The 19162-nt window shown below is 34.6% G+C and carries 14 protein-coding genes and 2 pseudogenes; 8 read left to right on the top strand and 8 right to left on the bottom strand.

The window, feature by feature from the left end; translation table 11 throughout:
• Window positions 1-630: 630 nt before the first annotated feature.
• Window positions 631-1257: a chorismate lyase gene (locus F6K27_RS04290; protein ID WP_124142820.1), complete on the top strand. Its 627-nt coding sequence runs from the start codon at window positions 631-633 to the stop codon at window positions 1255-1257.
• A gap of 1035 nt (window positions 1258-2292) precedes the next feature.
• On the opposite strand, the gene purF is transcribed toward F6K27_RS04290, so the two are convergent.
• A complete protein-coding gene (purF, locus tag F6K27_RS04285; RefSeq protein ID WP_287274370.1) occupies window positions 2293-3774 on the bottom strand; it encodes an amidophosphoribosyltransferase in 1482 nt (493 codons plus the stop codon).
• A gap of 553 nt (window positions 3775-4327) precedes the next feature.
• Here purF and F6K27_RS04280 point away from each other — a divergent pair.
• The 3 genes from F6K27_RS04280 (at window position 4328) to F6K27_RS04270 (ending at window position 8792) form a co-directional block, all read left to right on the top strand.
• Entirely contained in the window at window positions 4328-4552 is a 225-nt protein-coding gene (locus tag F6K27_RS04280; RefSeq protein ID WP_287274368.1) for a cyclic nucleotide-binding domain-containing protein, read from the top strand.
• 637 nt (window positions 4553-5189) lie between these two features.
• Window positions 5190-6302, top strand: a complete 1113-nt coding sequence (ribD, locus tag F6K27_RS04275) for a bifunctional diaminohydroxyphosphoribosylaminopyrimidine deaminase/5-amino-6-(5-phosphoribosylamino)uracil reductase RibD (RefSeq protein WP_287274366.1) — start codon at window positions 5190-5192, stop codon at window positions 6300-6302.
• 849 nt (window positions 6303-7151) lie between these two features.
• Window positions 7152-8792, top strand: a complete 1641-nt coding sequence (locus F6K27_RS04270) for an AAA-like domain-containing protein (protein WP_287274365.1) — start codon at window positions 7152-7154, stop codon at window positions 8790-8792.
• Between the two features lie 424 nt (window positions 8793-9216).
• On the opposite strand, the gene F6K27_RS04265 is transcribed toward F6K27_RS04270, so the two are convergent.
• A complete protein-coding gene (locus F6K27_RS04265; RefSeq protein WP_287274363.1) occupies window positions 9217-9381 on the bottom strand; it encodes a hypothetical protein in 165 nt (54 codons plus the stop codon).
• Window positions 9382-9747: 366 nt separating this feature from the next.
• On the opposite strand from F6K27_RS04265, the gene F6K27_RS04260 reads away from it, so the two are divergent.
• Window positions 9748-10602, top strand: coding sequence for a DUF6816 family protein (locus F6K27_RS04260; RefSeq protein WP_287274361.1), 855 nt, complete (start codon window positions 9748-9750; stop codon window positions 10600-10602).
• A gap of 271 nt (window positions 10603-10873) precedes the next feature.
• Here the strand turns inward: F6K27_RS04260 and F6K27_RS04255 are convergent, their stop codons facing one another.
• Window positions 10874-11026 carry a hypothetical protein gene (locus F6K27_RS04255; protein WP_287274359.1) on the bottom strand — a complete coding sequence of 51 codons (153 nt, stop codon included), beginning with the start codon at window positions 11024-11026 and terminating at the stop codon, window positions 10874-10876.
• An 82-nt stretch (window positions 11027-11108) separates the two neighbouring features.
• On the bottom strand, window positions 11109-11303 hold the full coding sequence (locus F6K27_RS04250) for a hypothetical protein (protein ID WP_287284034.1): 195 nt from the start codon (window positions 11301-11303) through the stop codon (window positions 11109-11111).
• 586 nt (window positions 11304-11889) lie between these two features.
• On the opposite strand from F6K27_RS04250, the gene F6K27_RS04245 reads away from it, so the two are divergent.
• On the top strand, window positions 11890-12039 hold the full coding sequence (locus F6K27_RS04245; protein ID WP_161564986.1) for a hypothetical protein: 150 nt from the start codon (window positions 11890-11892) through the stop codon (window positions 12037-12039).
• Window positions 12040-12659: 620 nt separating this feature from the next.
• Here the strand turns inward: F6K27_RS04245 and F6K27_RS33525 are convergent.
• The 3 genes and pseudogenes from F6K27_RS33525 to F6K27_RS04235 all read right to left on the bottom strand — a co-directional run bounded on the left by F6K27_RS33525 (window position 12660) and on the right by F6K27_RS04235 (window position 14923).
• A complete protein-coding gene (locus F6K27_RS33525; RefSeq protein WP_338043114.1) occupies window positions 12660-12860 on the bottom strand; it encodes a DUF4351 domain-containing protein in 201 nt (66 codons plus the stop codon).
• 12 nt (window positions 12861-12872) lie between these two features.
• Window positions 12873-13556, bottom strand: a pseudogene (locus tag F6K27_RS04240) (Rpn family recombination-promoting nuclease/putative transposase).
• A 652-nt stretch (window positions 13557-14208) separates the two neighbouring features.
• A pseudogene (locus tag F6K27_RS04235) lies at window positions 14209-14923 on the bottom strand (IS1 family transposase).
• 358 nt (window positions 14924-15281) lie between these two features.
• On the opposite strand from F6K27_RS04235, the gene F6K27_RS04230 reads away from it, so the two are divergent.
• Window positions 15282-15806, top strand: coding sequence for a pentapeptide repeat-containing protein (locus F6K27_RS04230; protein ID WP_240038744.1), 525 nt, complete (start codon window positions 15282-15284; stop codon window positions 15804-15806).
• 479 nt (window positions 15807-16285) lie between these two features.
• Here F6K27_RS04230 and F6K27_RS04225 read toward each other — a convergent pair whose 3' ends face one another.
• Window positions 16286-17716 (bottom strand): adenylate/guanylate cyclase domain-containing protein, encoded by a 1431-nt coding sequence (locus F6K27_RS04225; RefSeq protein ID WP_287274358.1) that lies wholly within the window; start codon window positions 17714-17716, stop codon window positions 16286-16288.
• A 253-nt stretch (window positions 17717-17969) separates the two neighbouring features.
• Here F6K27_RS04225 and F6K27_RS04220 point away from each other — a divergent pair, with 253 nt between their 5' ends.
• On the top strand, window positions 17970-18782 hold the full coding sequence (locus F6K27_RS04220) for a trans-aconitate 2-methyltransferase (protein ID WP_287274356.1): 813 nt from the start codon (window positions 17970-17972) through the stop codon (window positions 18780-18782).
• Window positions 18783-19162: the final 380 nt, after the last annotated feature.

Raw genomic sequence — 19162 nt, 5'->3', positions numbered from 1 at the left:
ATTGGTATTATTTCGTTTAATTAGGGCTTGCTGATTAAATATCAAAGCATTGACAGATAAAGGTTGTAGCATTTTTTGGTCTAAAAAAGTGTCAGCTTTTCGGTGGCAAGAGCTGCATAAAGCTAGTATTTTGGGACGATTATGGCAGAAAAATCACTCTTACAATTTTTCCGACTACCTCCTCTATAATTGCCATTTCTCCTGACTCGGCTTTTCCCCTCCTGGGAGGGGCGGGGGTGGGTTGACTCCTACCTCTACCAAAAGACTTTCCATACGCAAACCCTAATTAGGGCTTGCTGATTAAATCTAAAAGCATTGGTATATAAAGATATTAGCCAAGGCGTGTACTAAAAAAGTGCAAGGTTTTTGCTCCCTTAAGCTGAAAATGTCAGGATTTTGAGCAGACAAGGGCAGAAAAATCTCAGAACAATTGTTCCGACTACATCCTCTGTAATTCCTCATTCCTCCTGACTCGGCTTTTCCCCTCCTGGGAGGGGCGGGGGTGGGTTGACTCCTACCCTCACCCATAAGACTTCCATAAGCAAACCCTAATTATTTTGATGCTAGTAGAAAGAATTGAGTCGGGACGCTATGATCGGAATAACTAAGTTAAGTTTTGTAAAGAAAAAATTGACTGCTATTTCACCCAAACATTCTATTATACAACCCAAACCTTGGTACTCCCTAGCTCCTTTATGGCAAGGAGGAGAAGAAGTAGTTCGCCAAGGTCTGCCCCACTCCCAACTTTCACCCACATGGCAAATATTACTACTTGGAGATGGCTCTCCCACTCGTCACTTGCAACTTTTGACAACTGAACCCACAGAAGTTGATGTAATTGATATGTCTCCCATTGGCATGAATCTGGATAATGCCCCTGACTTAATTCATGCTGTACCTGGCCCTAGACTGCGACGACAGGTATGGTTGAGAACAACTTCAGGACAAAGGCTAGCTTATGCTGCTTCTTGGTGGGAAGCGAGTCATGTGGATGAGTATTTGCAAAATCGGTCTTTGCCTATTTGGGCTAGTTTAGCTCGTTTGCGGACTGAATTATATCGAGATGTCCAGGGAATTTATTATGGTCATTCTAGAGAATTAGAGTTAGCTTTTGGCGAGTTAGGACCATTTTGGGGGCGACATTACCTATTTTGGCATCATGGCCAACCACTGACATTAATTTATGAAGTGTTTTCACCTTATCTTAAGAAATATTTGGGACAAACAAACGTGACGGATACAGACTTTCAAAAGTAATAGTTGTTAATTTTTTGATTGCCATAAATATTAAGAATCGACAAATTTTGGATGAATTTAGATGTACAAATAGGATCATCTATTTCTACGTATTTCTGAAGTTTAGCTTTGACTTTGAAAGCGCAACTCCTCCGTAGTAGGCACTCATAAATTATTATGGTTCGACCTTAATCTGATATCAAGTCTCATTAATTAGCCATAATAAAAATTTTCTTCTTTTGAGAGAGAATATTTTTTCGGTGCGGAATGCGCAGAAAACAAATTTCCCCTACCTCCCTACTCCCTAAATTTTTCCGAAGTGGTTATTCAAACAGACATGATACTAGACTTTGTCAGATAGTATAAAAAAACCGGGCATGAGAAGTTTTGTTCAAAATTTTTTTTAATTCACACTCTAAAAGTCTGGGTTTTAGGTCAGGGATTTTTCGATAAAGTTGCAAAAATTTGATCAAATAGTTCTGTTTTGTATTAAGTAGGAACGTTAAAGATGAATTGAAAAATAGTGGTTTGTCAAAAGAATTTTAACGGATGATAAACTATCAAACATTTTGATTGATCGGCTTTTCAATTTTGAAATACCCGTCATTTTTATTTTGACGGAACAATATAATGAATAAACAGATTTGGTATAAATTATGATGCTGATGCGCTAAATTTTACTTTAAACTTAGACACCCACACGATAATCTTGAAAAAGGTGTGGGTATCTCATACAAAAAGTTTTTATTATTCAGTAATCAATCATCAAAGACTATAACAGTTTGCCATTAAACGAACTGTAATTACAGTAAGTAGTCAGTAATTAGAAGATCGGTAGTATAGGACTACAATTATCATTAATTTTAAGGTCTTTGACTGTTTTCCATATTATTTTTTTGCTACATCATTTAATTTAAAATATATTCAGTATTTATCCTCTGGTTTCCTAGTATCTTAACCACAATTTAGACCGGCAAAAATAAATAATATTACTCACTATTTTGTGAATACCAAAATTCTACTTAAGCTATACACAAACCGCTATATTTCATCATTTTAAACTTGGACAGGATTTTCTAGAACAAGTTTAGAACGCTTCAATTTGTCTGGCAAAGGAATAGGATAGTCACCAGTAAAACAGGCAGAACAAAAAGTCTTAGGATCTTCATCCGTTGTTCTTAACATCCCCTCCCAACTCAAGTATGCTAGAGAGTCAACACCTATTTGTTCAGCAATTTCTGCAACTGATTTTGTTGCTCCAATTAATTGCTCCTGATTATCTGTATCGATGCCATAAAAACAGGGATGAGTAACTGGTGGGGAAGAAATTCTCATGTGAACTTCTGTTGCGCCAGAATCTCGCAAAGCTTTAACGATTTTTTTACTGGTGTTGCCACGCACAATGGAATCGTCAACCATAATAATTCGCTTACCTTCTAGTACATCTTTGAGAGGGTTAAGTTTCATTCGGATACCTGATTCTCTCATGTGTTGAGTGGGCTGAATAAAGGTACGGCCAACATAGCGATTTTTAATTAATCCCTCAGCATAGGGAATACCTGATTCTTGAGAAAAACCTATAGCTGCTGGAATACCAGAATCAGGAACACCTATTACCATATCTGCGTCTATGGAAGATTCTTTTGCTAACTGGCGTCCTATTTTCAGTCTGTAGCTGTATAAACTACCACCTTCCATTATACTGTCAGGGCGGGCAAAGTAAATCATTTCAAAAATACATAGCTTTCTTTGTGGTTTCTGATTCCAGTGGAAGGAAACCATACCTTCTTCTGTAATCCAAACTAACTCTCCAGGTTCAACATCTCGGAGATATTCTGCACCAATAATATCTAAAGCACAGGTTTCTGAGGCGAGGACATATCTTTTTGGGTTGATATCTTCTAAAGTACCAATCACAAGGGGTCTTACACCGTGGGGGTCGCGTACTCCCATCAGACCTTCTGGAGTACCAATAGTTAAACTGAAAGCTCCTTTACACAAATGAAAAGCACTAATAGCAGCTTTTAGCCAGCTTTTACCACTTTTAACTTCTGTGGCGATCGCTAATGCAATCATTTCTGAATCTGTAGTGCTGTTAAAGTTACATCCACGGTCAATTAGTTCTTTTTTTAAGTCTTGTGTATTGACAAGATTACCATTGTGTGCAATCGCTAAAGGTCCAAGAGGAGTCTCAACCAGAGCAGGTTGAGCATTATTAATCTGGCTAGAGCCTGTAGTAGAATAACGAGTATGACCAATTCCTATATTACCAGTCAACTGCTGTAAGATAGACTCATTAAATACTTGAGATACTAGCCCCATTCCTTTATGTATGTAAACTCGATCGTCTTGAAAAGTAGCAATTCCGGCAGACTCTTGACCTCGATGCTGTAGTGCGTATAAGCCAAAATAGGTGAGTTTAGTTACATCTTCTTCTGGGGCATAAATGCCGAAAACGCCACAAGCTTCTTCTGGTTTATCTGTCTCAAGATAATTTTCTAAATGTTTCTCAGTAGTTGAAGGGTAGTTGTCAGTCATGGTTATATTTTAACTCCTTATCAGGATTATTAGTTTTTATAACTATTTTCAAAGTGGTAAATTATCTGGTCTAAGGATAGATACACTAGGAAAAATTTAACCTCATCTTAAACTATAGTAACTAATTTTGTGAAGTATTGTAAACTAAATAGGTAAAATATTAAGCTCATCAGGGCGATTGATAACTTATCAAACCCTTCGATTTATAAAATTACTAGAATGCTGGTGGCATTCTACTGGAGCTTGCTTAAGGCAAAAAAGTTTTCCTAGAGTTATTTAGTACTAATTGTTGCATCAAACAATTTCGCAAAAAGGTAAGGAAGAAAAAAGAATAAAAATCATGATAGAGATTGGGTAGGAAATATGATTATCAGCCTCTTAGTAGGCATAAATTTTCAAATTCCTTTTTATAGTATTATTTTTGATAATTGGTATTAATGTTGGTAAAATCTGTGTAGTAGGAATGAATCGCCGTTTCAGGTTTAATGTATTATGTCCAGTTAAATACTTAAGTTAAGTCATTTAGAAATATGTATTATTAAACAAATATCCTATGAGTAAAGTGTTAGCTATTTTAGGGGAATTAAGCAATCGTGACATTGATTGGATGATTGCTAATGGTAGTAAGAAAAAAATTACTACTAACACTATATTAATCCATGAAGGTCAACCAATTGATGCTCTTGATATTGTACTTGATGGCACAATGAAAGTTTATGTAGCTGGTGTTGGAAATCAAGAGATAGGTATTATTACTTCTGGTGAAATTTTGGGATAGATTTCTTTTGTAGATGGTCGATTACCATCTGCTACTTTAAAGGCGATAGAAAATACTTTAATTCTGTCTATCTCTAAACAAAAATTAAATGAAAAATTAGAGCAATATGTATTATTTTATCTCAGATTTTATCGAGCAATTACTAAGTTTTTATCGACTCGATTACGCGGTACTGTAACCCGCTTTAGTGAACATCAAGATTTACTTGATCAAGATAATTATGGGAATAATAATACTGAAACATTAGCAGACAATAGTGCCGTAGCTAAGTCTAGATTTGAAGCATTAATGGAAGTCTTAGGAGTAGTTAAAGAAGCACCTCAGCGGTCAGCACCTCAGCAATCAGCAAATTTTTTTTGAGATGCCCTCGTTTGCGGAGCATTAATGACCCTCTTTCTTCATTAGACATCTCCAATAATAAAAAATAAAATTATAGCGGTTTTCATTAACATAGAATACAGCTATTAGGTCTGTAATTATTAAACTTCAAACATACTTATATTTTGTCTGTAGTCTACCTTTGTGAAAACCGCTATAATTATCCCACTCTTATTCATTAATTCTTTCCCCCTACTTCCTACTCCCTTTTTTCTGGAAATGTATATTTAATTTGTACTTTGAAGCTAAAAATTTGAAGATGTCAGAATTTGATCAAAGTGAAAATCAACAAAAATTCGACCGGATAATCATGGGTTATTGTCTAGATCTGGCCCAACAAGCTTTAGGTAAAACTGCCCCTAATCCCATGGTAGGTTGTGTGATCGCTCAAAATAGCCAAATTGTAGGAAAAGGGTTTCATCCTGGTGCAGGTCATCCTCATGCAGAAGTGCTTGCTCTCAAGGAGGCAGGTGAAAAAGCAAAAGGAGCTACTGTTTATGTGAGTTTAGAACCATGTAATCACTATGGACGTACGCCACCTTGTACGGAAGCTTTAATTGCAGCAGGTGTAGCAAAGGTTGTGGTGGGAATGATCGATCCAAATCCTTTGGTTGCAGGTAGTGGTATTGCAAAATTACGAGAAGCTGGTATTCAAGTAGTGGTCGGAGTGTTAGAAGCTGAATGTCGTCAACTAAATGAAGCTTTTATTCACCGAATACTCCACCAAAAACCCTTTGGAATTTTGAAATATGCCATGACTCTTGATGGCAAAATTGCTACTACTACAGGTCATAGTGCATGGGTGACATCACCCGCAGCGCGGAGTGAAGTACATAAGTTACGGGTTGCTTGTGATGCTGTGATTATTGGAGGCAATACGGTGCGTCGAGATAATCCACTTTTGACGAGTCGCAGCAGTAAAGTTGATAATCCTTTGCGGGTGGTTATGAGTCGCAGTCTAGATTTGCCTACAGAGGCTAATTTATGGAATGTTGATGAAGCTAATACTTTAGTGTTTACAGAAGTAGAGTCTAATCGAGAATTTCAGCAATATTTGAGACAAAAAGGGGTTGAAGTAGTAGAAATTTCATCATTGACTCCGGCAAAGGTAATGGAAAATCTCTACGACCGCGGATTTCTTTCTGTACTTTGGGAATGTGGGGGGACTTTGGCAGCAAGGGCGATCGCTGATGGTGCAGTGCAGAAAATATGCGCTTTTATTGCTCCTAAAATTATTGGTGGCCAAATAGCGCCTTCACCTGTAGGGGATTTAGGATTAATTAAAATGACAGAAGCTGTGGAGTTAGAGAATGTGAGTATTTGTGCTGTTGGTTGTGACTATTTATTGACAGGTTATATTATATTCGATTGAATACTAATACTTTGATGGAAGCAAGATAGGAGGAAAGAAGGGAAGGTTGAAAAGAGTTTATTCATGATAAATTATTATTCAAACATTTTGATGATTGATCTTAAAGTATTTCAACAATTAATTATTAATTATTAATTATTACCTCTCCTTGAAAAGAAAAGGATTGACTAATCATGAAAAATTTTTCTTCTCTTGGTTGATTGGATATGGCTCCGAAGTACGCCATCCCACCCTACGGGAAGCTGCGCTAACGACCGCTTATTTCTCCTTATAGAGCGACAGCTCGCGGCGCAGCCAAGGAGAGAGTTTAAACCTTAATTATTCGGTAATATCATCTCCGGATAATTAGTGCTCAAAAAAACTTCTCCTTTTCTTCCTCTTTATTCTTTATTTCCTCCTGACTCGGTCCGACTGACTCCTCCGTTGTTTATTTATAAGTATTCAACCGGACATGATATAAGTTCTCAATTTTCCGGTAATATTAGTATTATTAAGTCTTTAGTAATCAAGAAAGATATATAAGTAGATATTGAGGCAAGTTCACGGTTTAAATACGAAATAAAATAATATTATCTTTATACAAATAAAATCAACCTTAGATTTGGATATTGTAGAGAATATGCATATAATTTATGAACTAGAAAACGATGGCAGGAACTACAAAGAAATAATCTATTTTTTGATTTTTCACGACTTATTTTAAATAGCTATATCTGAATATAAATTAGAGCGGTTTTCAGGAAGATGGAATACGCAGTAAAAATTATAATTCTTGTATATATCCTCTATATAACTGTAGTCTAATCAAGCGAAAACTGCTATAAATGTATACATAATCTTTTAAATCTGATGACATATATTCCTAAATTAAAAAGTATAGATCCCAGGCCAGATAATCCAGGAACACCTATAGCACTTAACTCCAGATTTTATATCGAGCGACCACCTTGCGAAGAACGTGCATATCAAGAAATTGCTACTCCAGGTAGTTTGATTAGGATTAGAGGGCCTAGACAAATGGGAAAAACTTCTTTCCTACTACGATTGATTAACTACACTAAAACTTTAGATTACCGAATCATAACTATAGATTTTTTACAGACTGATACAGCAGTTTTTGAGAGTACAGAAAAATTTTTACGTTGGTTTTGTATTAATCTTAGTAGGCAGCTAAAATCGACTTATAATATAGATGATTATTGGGACGAAGATATAGGATATAAGGTATGTTGTACGATTTTTGTTGAAGAACTATTACATGAAGTTTATAGTCCTGTAGTGTTGATTTTTAAAGAAGTTAATTGCGTCTTTAAATATACTAAAATTACCCAGGATTTTTTACCATTATTACGATTTTGGCATGAACAAGCTCGGATAGTAGAAATTTGGAAAAAACTGCGATTAGTATTAGTTCATGCTACTGAAATATATGTTTCATTAAGTGTGAATCAATCACCGTTTAATCTTGGTTTACCCATTAAATTATCTGAATTTACACTAGAACAAGTTAAAGATTTTGCTCAACGTTATGGACTGAAGTTGCCAGAAGAACAAATACAAGAATTGATGAATTTAGTAGGGGGGCATCCCTATTTAGTACATCTGGCTTTAGATAATTTATATCATCACAATTTAACTTTTGAAGAATTATTAAGAGATGCTCCTACTCAGAGAGGAATTTATAGTGATTATTTACGCAGTTTATGGATAGTATTACAAAAGCAACCAACACTGGCAGCTACATTTACACAGCTAATTACAGAACCAACAAATATTCAATTGGAACCGATGATTACTTATCAACTAGAAAATTTAGGATTAGTCAAAATAGATGGAAATATTTGTGTTCCTTGCTGTAAGTTATATTCTCTCTATTTTCAAGGGCAAAAATTAGGGCAGACAAGTGATCGAACTGTGGCAGAAAAAACCAAAAATCAAGATTATCAAAATCCACAAGTTTTTACAAATATTAATTCTGTTAAAATGAGTAACCATGATTTTTTTAACTTCTACACTAAGATTGAATGGAATAATATAGTTGCTGAAAACTATCCGATTGCTTTGATATTAGGTGAAATAGATAATTATCAAGTTTATAAAAATCAATATGGAACTAAATTTAGTCATAATTGTTTACAAGTTATATCAAAAAAAATATCTCTGATTTTACAGGATATTCACAATGTACATTTCAACAAGGAAAATGAACAATTTATAATGATTTTGCCGAAAATAGATGGTAGAAAAGCAATAGAAATTGCTGAAATAATGATCCGGGAAATCAAAGAATTGATTTTATCTCCTGACAGAGATATGTTGACTAATTTACCTAATTCTATAGTAACTATGAGTATGGGAATTGCTTGTACAATTCCCAGCGAAAATGAACATAGTAGTCTGTTTTTAGCAGCAGAAGAAGCCTTATTTGAATCTCAAGAACAAGGAGATTGTGTTACTTTAAGTTCATTTTTAAATTATCAAGATTCTTGAGTATCAAAAGATCGACAGTTTATTTATGTCAATTTATAGATACCAGCCTTCTAAGCAATAATCCTTTTTACATTTTAAATATCAATATTAGGTGTTGGGTTTTAGGTTTTAGGTGTTAGGTTTTAGGTACTTAGTGTTATACCAATTTTATGCTAGGTGGCACAGAATTATGAAATTTATTAACTTGCCTATCTCTATCTACAGTCAACTCTGATTCAAATATTATTCTATGCAACTTAGAAATGAATTTGGCATCAAACAGGAAAGATTTTCTTGTACTGTAGTTGATCTGACTCAAATCAGCATTCTAAAATTTTACCTAGCCTCAATAATATAAAATTATGAAATGTTTTTTTACCTTGAAGAACTTAGAATTAAAGTCGATAAAATTTTAACATCTTTAACTAATCAAGTTGTTGGTTTATCATTTTCTTTGTGGGTTTAATACCCCACCGTCAACTGGAGTGTTCAAAATTACTTGGGGGAGCGAATCCCCATGTAATTTTCCTCCTGTCTCCTGTCTCCTGTCTCCTGTCTCCTTCTTCAATAACTGAGTGGTCTGAGATTTTACAAGCTTTATATCTTCCATAACTTTATGAAATTAGTATTAGTTAGGAAAACTCAATTTAAAATTTTGCTGTAATCACCAATAAAGAATTTATGATTTACAGAATTTAAGTGATTTAATCGAAGAATTGTTAAAAGTACAATTGAGAGGATGTTTTAAAAGTGAGGGGATATTGTCATAAAGCTCACAAAGTTGATACTGAGATTTGTAGATAACAACACCTTAAAATCTAGCAAAATTTTTGATATTTGGTTTATTTATTTTGGCTTGAGGAACGATATTCGCAGCAACTATCCGACAAAAAAGCTGAATACTTGATTCAATCAAACATCTCAAATAAAAATGGTATACTAAGAAATTATTCAAAAAATAATTGCGACTATAATAATGCACAAATCTAGAAAAAATTATCAAAAATTCTGGCAAGTAATTTGGAGTTTATGTTTAATTACAATTATTTTGCTTCGGGCTAATAATGCAATAGCAGGAACACTTACTTCCAGAATTGATGATTTTCCTAACTGGGAAAATAAACCATCAATTAGTATCGCTAAAGAGGACTTAATTTATCCAGACTGGATGGCAGGAAATTGGAATGTTAAAAGTACTTTAATAGATATGGTTGCACCATTAGCTCCAGAAATTGTTACGCCAGGCTTTGAAAATAATCGTAAATATTTGCATCAATCAGTAAATTTTAAAGTTAGATTTATTAAGTTCGAGCCAAACTTGAATATCGAAGAAATATCCCAACAAAAATTAATTAATCTGCCCATATATTGGTCTACTGAAAAATCAGACTTACCTCCAGAAGCAGTTATTGCAGATCGAGAATTTAACGGATTAAATATTGGCAAAGCACTTTTGGGTGATGATGCAATTTTATCTGTAAAAATTGACCAAAATAATCCTAATCGTCAGACAACTATTTTGCGAGATAATCTAGAGTTAGTTTCAGTTATTACTGGTAGGGCAAGGGAACAATTAAACTCAGATAATTTTATTACCTGCGAAATAACTCAGCAACTATTTCAGGGTGAGACTATGATTTACTTAAATGAGGTAGAAACAACTACAGATTATCATCATATTATCGATGAAAATCAAGGAGAAATAATTGAAGCAAATCAGATAACTGCTATTTATTTATCACCTCAAGACCCTGATTATTTTGTGGCAGGTAATCATCCCGTAGCTTTGTATCGTTATCAGTTAGAATTATTGCCTTTGGTAGAGGAATAATATCATGTCCCCTTGAATACTTATAAATAATGGAGTAGGGAGTAAGGAGCGGGAATAATAGGAATATTTACCCTGTGTAAAAAGATAGGTTTTTTCATCACTAATTATCCAGACTTAATATAATTCAGAATTTAGGAATCAAAAGATTTGAAGGAATTTTTTACTGCTTTTTATAGAAGTTTAAGTTTTGTTAGACCATAGTAGAGACTTTCCATAAAGGGTCTCTACAAAAATAGAAGTTTAAGTTTTGTTAGACCATAGTAGAGACTTTTCATAAAGGGTCTCTACAAAAATTGCAGTTCTTAGTCTGTGTTCCATTTTGATAAAAACCACTATAATTTTGCGCGATCGCCTCTTTGGGTTGAGGTGAGGAATTTTGATTGGCGATCGCTCTAAGAACAAAATCAAAATATAGATCGAGCATTATTGAGGGCTTGCTGATTAATTCTCAAAGCATTTACAGATAAGAGCTTCAGCCTTTTTATACTGAAAAAAAGTGCAACTTTTTAAGCTTGAGCTGCCAAAAAGTTAGGATTTTGGGCAGACAAGGATAGAAAAATCAAGGGACAATTATTCCGACTACCTCCTCTATAATTCCCATTTATTCTGACTCGGTCCTCCTGACTTCCCCTCCTGGGTCCCCTCCTGGGAGGGGCGGGGGTGGGTTGGGTTAGGGGTGGGTTGACTCCTACCCATAGCAAAAGACTTTATTCAGCAAACCCTATTTAGGCATTTCTGGAATATTTGATCTTGAAGAGAATTTTTTTACCCTATAAAAAATAAATCTGTCAATGGCTATAATTGCTTAAGCACCGATACCTATTCAAAATTTGTTTTTTTGAGATTTATTCAACCGTGGAGAAAGTATAAATTTTTGCACCCTATATTGACGAAAAATAGAAGGTTGTAGCTTTTTCTAGATAAAATTTTTTATTTTTAAATACAACATTGGCACAATAAACTATGTATCTATATGATACCAAATCGCTGAAATAACGCAAGTCCGTGAAATATTTTGTAATAATTAGCTAAAACAAGAGATTTTTTTGATAAGCAGAAAAAATTATAAGAGTTAATTTTATTGTTTAAATTTATATTTTGGCGTTATGGCGGGAAACTGTTTTTTGATTTTAGTAATGGAATGCTAATCTTACTTTTGACTTTTGACTTTTAATTTCCGTGAAATGGTAGAAGAGGGTAATCGCGACTCCTGTAGGAAAGTGAAGATTTGAGAGTTATTTTGAGTTGTCATAAATTAGAGATTTTTTCAGGAAATAAGGGAAGCAAATGGAAAATATCTCTAACAAAATGCGCCGACAAAGAAAGATTTTTGGCAACTGGTCTAAATCTCAATTAACTCATAAAAAAAAGAGATGTTTAATAATAAATTTGCGATCGCCACTGTCACAAAACCAGATTAGAAAACCACATACATAATAGAGAGGTGAAATTAAATCTTGAATTAGGACAAATACTCTCTAATAAATACATTTATTCTTGAGTAATTAAATGAGTTTTGTTTATTGGTCAGCTCTCTCAAGATTTTGGGAGAGTATTTTATCCAGAATTTGAGTAATTTTGGAATTGATTTAGAAATTACTTTCTTTGGCTTCTGATGATCGAGTCTGCTAGATGTCTAATCAGAAAAACAGTCTCTTGCAGGTTGGGTTGAGAGACCTGAGATTGCTTCTCAAAGGTTAACCCAACAAAAAATATATTTGTTGGGCTGAACTTAATTTGCCTACCTACAATATCCTGGCTAAATTATCAGAACATGACAGCAGACTTTTTTCAGATTTTACTTATTACACAATTAATCTAATTGTAGAAGATTTACCAATTTAGAAGATTCTTGTCTTGAATCAGACTTTTTTGCTTTGCTGTTAGTTGGTAAGACTCCAGAGTTTGATGAACAGACAGAAATTATTTAATCCTTAATTACAGAAGAAAAATACTTTTGATAAAGCACTTATTAAAGGATTACTAATATTAAGAGCGATCGCCTCCTCAAAATATAAGGCCATTGTAGGAAGCGATCACCTAACTTATTAAAACAACTAACGTTTCTCTAACCAACTCAATAAATCTTCCAGACTTTTGAAGTCTAAAAAATCTTCTCCTAAACTTTCTAAATTTTCAATGGATAAATCTTCCACTTGACTACTTATAGTTACTGAAATTTCTCCAAAACACTTTTTCAGTTGACGCATGATTAAGACTATTGTTTGATTAAGTCGTCCTTGTTCTACCGCATAAATTATTCGCCCTCTTTAATCTTGCAAGGTTATTCCCCGACGGTCAACTATATCTAGTTCTTCTGCCGTCATATTAATTTTATTGGCAATATTTAAAGCCATTTCTATCTCTGATACTTCTCCCAAATTTTCTGGTATTTCATGCAAAGTAGCTGCCTCTTTCAAAAAATAAATCAACTTATCAGTCAAACTATTCAACTCTGACAAAGTTCTCTTAAACTTTGGTAATTCTACAAAAATTAACCGCAATTCTCGCTCCAGGCATTCAAACTTTTTGATTTCCTCTTGAAACACAAATTTATTAATCACACCCTCAGTATTATTAAACAGAATAAAATCAGTAATAGTCACCGCAATTGCTGGATTTAATAGAGGATAATCTTCTCCTTTTTCTAATTGATTGGCATAAGCTTTAGCTAGGTTATAAGCTACCCGTTTGCTAAAAGCAGTCATTCGCGCCACTTACATTTCAATTACTACCAGAGAGCCATCTCTTAAAACTGCTTTTATATCTAAATAAGTCTCCTTTAATGATATTATCTGACCGGGATTATAAGGATTGACAATTGTCAAAGATTCAATTACTTTCTCTCCTTCATAAATAATCGCATTCAGAAAGCTAATTAAAATCTCTTTGCTTTGTTCCGATCCAAATATTTTTTTAAAGGCATAATCGACTTTTGGGTTAATAAATCTCATAATACTTTTGATACAGTTAATCTCAGAAGTTATGAAAAATATTGTAGCTATAGAAGGCAAAGGTTAGTATAATATAGAAATTTTAACAAAAAATCAGTTCAAAATAGCATCAAAAGCTTATACAGTAAAGGTTTTACATCTAATCAGGATGTTTGTTGATATATCTAGGTTTGAACCATTTTTAGCCTGTTCATATATTACCGAGAAATTGTGGTCTGAAGCCTCCTCTTTTAAGGCAATAAAAAAGAGAATATTCTATATTTCAAGCCTCCTTATTGCAGAGGTACTGATAACTAATAACTGATAACTGAAATTACCCTTGCCCCTATTGGGTTTGAAGCCATTTTCACTGCATACAAATATCAAAGTACCGTTAGAGTCCTGGCTGAGTTTTGTGAAGATTCGATGAAGACAAGCCTTTCTGATTTCTGGAAATCTACTATAAGTTTTACTTATGATTATAAAGTATCTCCGTTGTTATAAGGTTTTTTTTCTTCATATCAAATTGAGCATTTAACAAAAATCTAAGAGACTGTTTGTAAAAAAAAGCTATGTAAAAAAAAGCTAAAGATGGTCATGAAGAGGTATTTAAGGTAGGAAAATAAAAAAATCAATGATGAGTGTCAAAGTGGCGTTGCACAGTGACGAATGATTATGAGAATTGAGGAACTTGACGATGTTTCAAACAATAGATCAGCAGGTGAATTGATCTGTAAAACATAATCAATGGACTTGGAATAACACAAAGTTTTACGATGTAACCTAGCGTGCGTAGTGTCAATGACGGCAGTTTTCTCCTTCTACTCTGGTCATCGCTGCGGGTGCTTACTAGGTGAAGCGTGCTCCGCACCGAACTTCGCGAACGCAATCGTCGATTAAACAGGGATCAACCTGATATCCATCTGTAATCTCAAGAAAACCGGCCCAGGCGTGAATCATCTGCCACAATATAGTGAAGGTAACTAACGAGCGAGCGCCCCCGTACAAACTTCAGAATTCCTGGCATTTTGCTGTTGACGACTCTCCAGACCCAAATTTGGTTTTTTTTGAGCCAATAAAAGTTTGTAGTTCATCTAGCGTGAGCTGTTTGAGGTATTTCATAGTTACTATCGGGAATCTGCGCTTGTGCAAGTCGTACCCAGTTGAGCACTGTGTTATGGGAAATACCAGTCACTCTCTCAATGGCTGGCAATCCCATGCCAAATAGGGACATTTTCACACAAAGATCTTTAATATCAGAACTATAACCCGCAGGACAGGGGCTTTCTCGCGCATTGACGGCCACAGTTACGGCACAGATCACTCTGTTTGCCCTGACGATGACCATTTTTCACTACTTTATGACTTTGACAATCAGGACAGTCCATCTGTCTAGAAAATTCTAGAATATCATTCTCTATTGTGCAACACCCAAATTTTTTATTTTTATCAAAATATAGCGCTACACATTAAGGTGTTTGACATAAATAAAAGCTGAAACCCTTTTGTATTCCCCTGTTGCCTATTGCCTGTTGCCTGTTGCCTTGCGCGTAGCGCTATAATTGGGTCGTACCACCCCGCTTTGGCGAAATATTTTTGGAGGGTTGCTCATCTATCCCCATGACAAAAATAATTTCTGTAGGTCGCCCTACCCACAGCGACTTTATCTGACTTCTAACTTCTGGCTTCTGACTTCGTTAAGATGGTCTCTAATTTGGTATATTTATTATTTAGTTATACTCAACTTTGGGAGCAGTTATTGTAGTGGTGAAAACAGGATTTTTAGTATTGGTATTAATATTGGCTGTCGTAGGTATTTTACCAATTCATATTGATTTAGCTCAAGCACAGGAAAATACTGTAAACTATACTCTTACAGATTTAAACTATCGAGATTTTTCTAATAAAGATTTGCAAGGTACTTCCTTTGCTGGTGCAGAAATGCGGGGTGCAAATTTTCAAGGGGCAAATATGCAACGAACAATTATTACTAAGGGAGACTTTTTTCGGGCAAACTTAAGTGAAACAGATTTTACTGATACTTTTGCAGATCGAGTCACTTTCGATCAAACTGACTTAACTAATGCTATTTTTACAGATGCTATGTTGAGTAGTAGCACCTTCAGTAATGCAGTGGTGACAGGGGCAGATTTTTCTCGAGCAATAGTAGACCGCTATCAGGTAAAATTAATGTGTAAAAATGCTTCAGGAATTAATCCTATTACAGGAGTAGCTACCCGCGATAGTTTGGGGTGTCCTCCTAAACTCTAATTTTGATAAATTGAGGTTCTTTTTTCATCAACATAACAAATATAGCAGAAGGAAGAAAGAAGAAGTTTGATTATTGATATTCCCAAGTTTGTAGCTATTTCATAAGTCAAATACAGTAATAGTGACTGCTATATATCCAGCATGAAACTGTTGAAGAGAAATAACCAATTCACTTACTAAAGTGCTTATACCATGTCCGGATGATTAAGTATAATAAAAATGTTCTGTTGAAGCGATCTTGAAGGAATATCCCAAATTTCTGCTCTGTTTCCAGTATTCTCACTTGAATTTACACCTACGACCTACCACCTAAGAACTTTATTATAACTAATTAAACGGACATGATATTACGGATACTCAAGAGACCATCCCTGTGAACTGAAGCAACTTATATTTTCTCTGATGTTCAGTGGCGATGGGAATTTAATTAGATGTCTTATTTTTCTTTTAATCCTTATTCCTGATTTCTTTTTTTCTATCTATACTTTTCTGCCAATCAATAAATAAGTTTTCATTTCACCCTTACCTTTAACTACTATGGAACCGCGTTCCTTAAAAATATACTGATTATGTAAGAGATCGTAAGTTTTTGTCGAAACTTGAATCGTACCGGGAATTCCATGAGATTCCATGCGACTGGCAGTATTCACTGCATCACCCCAGAGGTCGTAAATATACTTTTTCGTGCCAATGACCCCAGCAACAACAGGTCCGGTGTTAATGCCAATGCGGATACAGAGTTCAAAATTATGCTGTAAATTAAATTTGCTGATTTCTTGTTGCATATCAAGAGCCATTTCTGCAGCAGCTTTGGCATGGTCTGCTCGTGGAGTAGGTAGACCACTAGCAACCATGTAAGCATCTCCGATAGTTTTAATTTTTTCTAACCCGTGGCGATCGCTCAACTTATCAAATTCTGAAAAAATTTTATTGAGCAATATTACCAAATCTTCCGGTAGAATTTTTTCTGAGAGTTGAGTAAAACCAACAATATCAGCAAATAGGATCGTCACTTCTGCAAATCCGTCAGCAATTTGATCATGTCCTTGCTTTAGTCTCTGTGCTATTTGTTCTGGTAAAATATTTAGTAGTAGAGATTCTGATTTTTCTTTTTCTGTTGCTAATTCTGCTGTGCGTTCAATTACACGTTTCTCCAATTCTTTTGAAGTTTGTCGAAGTTTGCTAATTACTAAAGTTAAGCTAATAATTCCTAATACAGACAATCCTACCAAGGTCAAAAATGTATCTCGTAATCCCGCATTAGTTGTCTTAATGATGCGATCGAGTGGTTGAGTAATTTCCAAAACACCTCTAACATCTCCGACTTTCCAATCTTTTCTAGGACTGTCTGGGTGGTTATTATGACAACTAACGCAGCTTGGTTTCATAATGTCTGCTTGAGCATATCGAAATGAAGGACGTCCCTGAAATTTGACAAATTGATAAAATTCTGAATTAGGTTTTTTTTCCAAATAGCGGATAGCTTTGACTTCAAAATTGTCTCTGGGACCACCTTCTGCTTGACGCGAGGGAAAAGGATAGTTGCTGTAGAGATGAACTGACATTCCTGGATTTTTAAGCTGGATGTATTGACCTAATTCAATCAAAAATGTTGCTGGTATAGGAATTCCTCCTTCTATGATTTTATAGTCGTGAGTGATACTAATACCTTCAACTGTTTTAGCACGAGTTACTACTTCTGAATAAAGTGTACGAGATGCTTGGATAGTCTCGGCGTAATGCCTGGCATTTTGCAGTACCTGTGATTTAATTAGCTTAGATGAGAGACGATGTGTATTCCATAAACCAGCAATAATACATATGCAGAACATTATGCTTAACACTAATGCTGTACGTTTGTAGAGTTGTTGGATGAATAAAGTTTTTACTCTATGAATGAGTTTATACATAATACCCAAACTGAAAAAAATTCGTTGCGCCATATCAGCCAAAATGCTTAAGGTTTGGCGCTGGTGTACCTCATCTAATTTAAAAACCTATTATACCAATTTTCAAAATTGCTGCTATGGAAAAATCTATACATGACAAGGATTTCCATTCACTCATTTGTAACATTATTTTATTGAATTAGTATTAACTACACTTTAATGTTCTTAATCAATTATAGCTAGAAAGATAGAATTTGTTAAGATATATAAAGCTATGGTCTCATATGAATTAATCCTGATGAAAAATCTTAATCCAGAAAGCAATTTGAGAAATTTTTTCGATTCTCAAGATTTACCTTTAGAAAAGCAAAATATTTTTCCAGGAGAAGTATTCAGTCATCCTGTTAATTTTGACACAGGTATTCGACATTTATTACCACGATATGATGAAATGTTGGATGTCATAGTGCGTTGTGTGCAAAAAAATAGCGATCGCATTTTGGAACTTGGTTGTGGTACTGGGGAACTAAGTTTAAAGCTATTACATAAATATCCTAACGCACAGATAGTAGCGGTGGATTATTCTCCACGGATGCTAGAATTTGCCCAAACTAAGATTGATGCTGCTGGGTATACAGATAGATGGACTGAAATAGAAATGGATTTTGGTGAGTGGGCAAATAACGCTGATTTATCATCCCCTATTGGTGATGGTTTTAATGCTTGTGTATCATCTCTCGCTATTCATCATCTGAGCGATAGTATGAAATTAAAATTATTTCAAAAGATTAGAAAAAGCTTAAATTATGGAGGTTGTTTTTGGAATGCCGATCCTGTTTTGCCTGCAACTACAGAATTAGCAGAGGTGTTTAAACATATACAGCAGGAGTGGGCAATAAGTCAAGGAACTACTTTAACAGAAATTAGTGCCAAAATTGGGACTAGCAACCCTCATGGTTATTCTTCTAATCAAGACCAATTAGCTAGTTTGTCTGCCCATTTGGAGATGTTAACAACTGCCAAATTTGTACCTGTAGCTGTACCTTGGAAATATTATAAACTCGCAGTATTTGGTGGTTTTGTTTAGAATAATTTTTGTGTTTAAAATCATTTATAGCAATTCCCATACTGGTGAGGTACAAAATTTTAGGCTTTAGGGAATAGGGAATAAAAAGACAAAAAGATAACTGTACCTCACGACTTTGGGAAACGCTATATTAATATACTGATAAGGAAGTAAACTACAAAATTATGCCAAACTTTTTATTAGCAATAATATTATAATGTTTCAGAATAAAAGTAGAGATTTTCTGCAATAATTTGAACTATTGAAAGTTAAATTGAATCAGGTTTTAGGCTTTAGGTAACAACAGCTTACCGAAATATTTTGGTTTAAAGCCTCCCCTTATTAAGGGGATAATAAATGAAAATTTTCCTTTGAGTCAATCCTCTTCTTTTCAAAGAGAG

This window comes from Okeania sp. SIO2F5 (genome assembly GCF_010692685.1).
GTDB lineage: Bacteria > Cyanobacteriota > Cyanobacteriia > Cyanobacteriales > Microcoleaceae > Okeania > Okeania hirsuta.
Note: the sequence above shows the minus strand (reverse complement) of the source record. Positions and strands in the feature narration are given on the sequence as shown.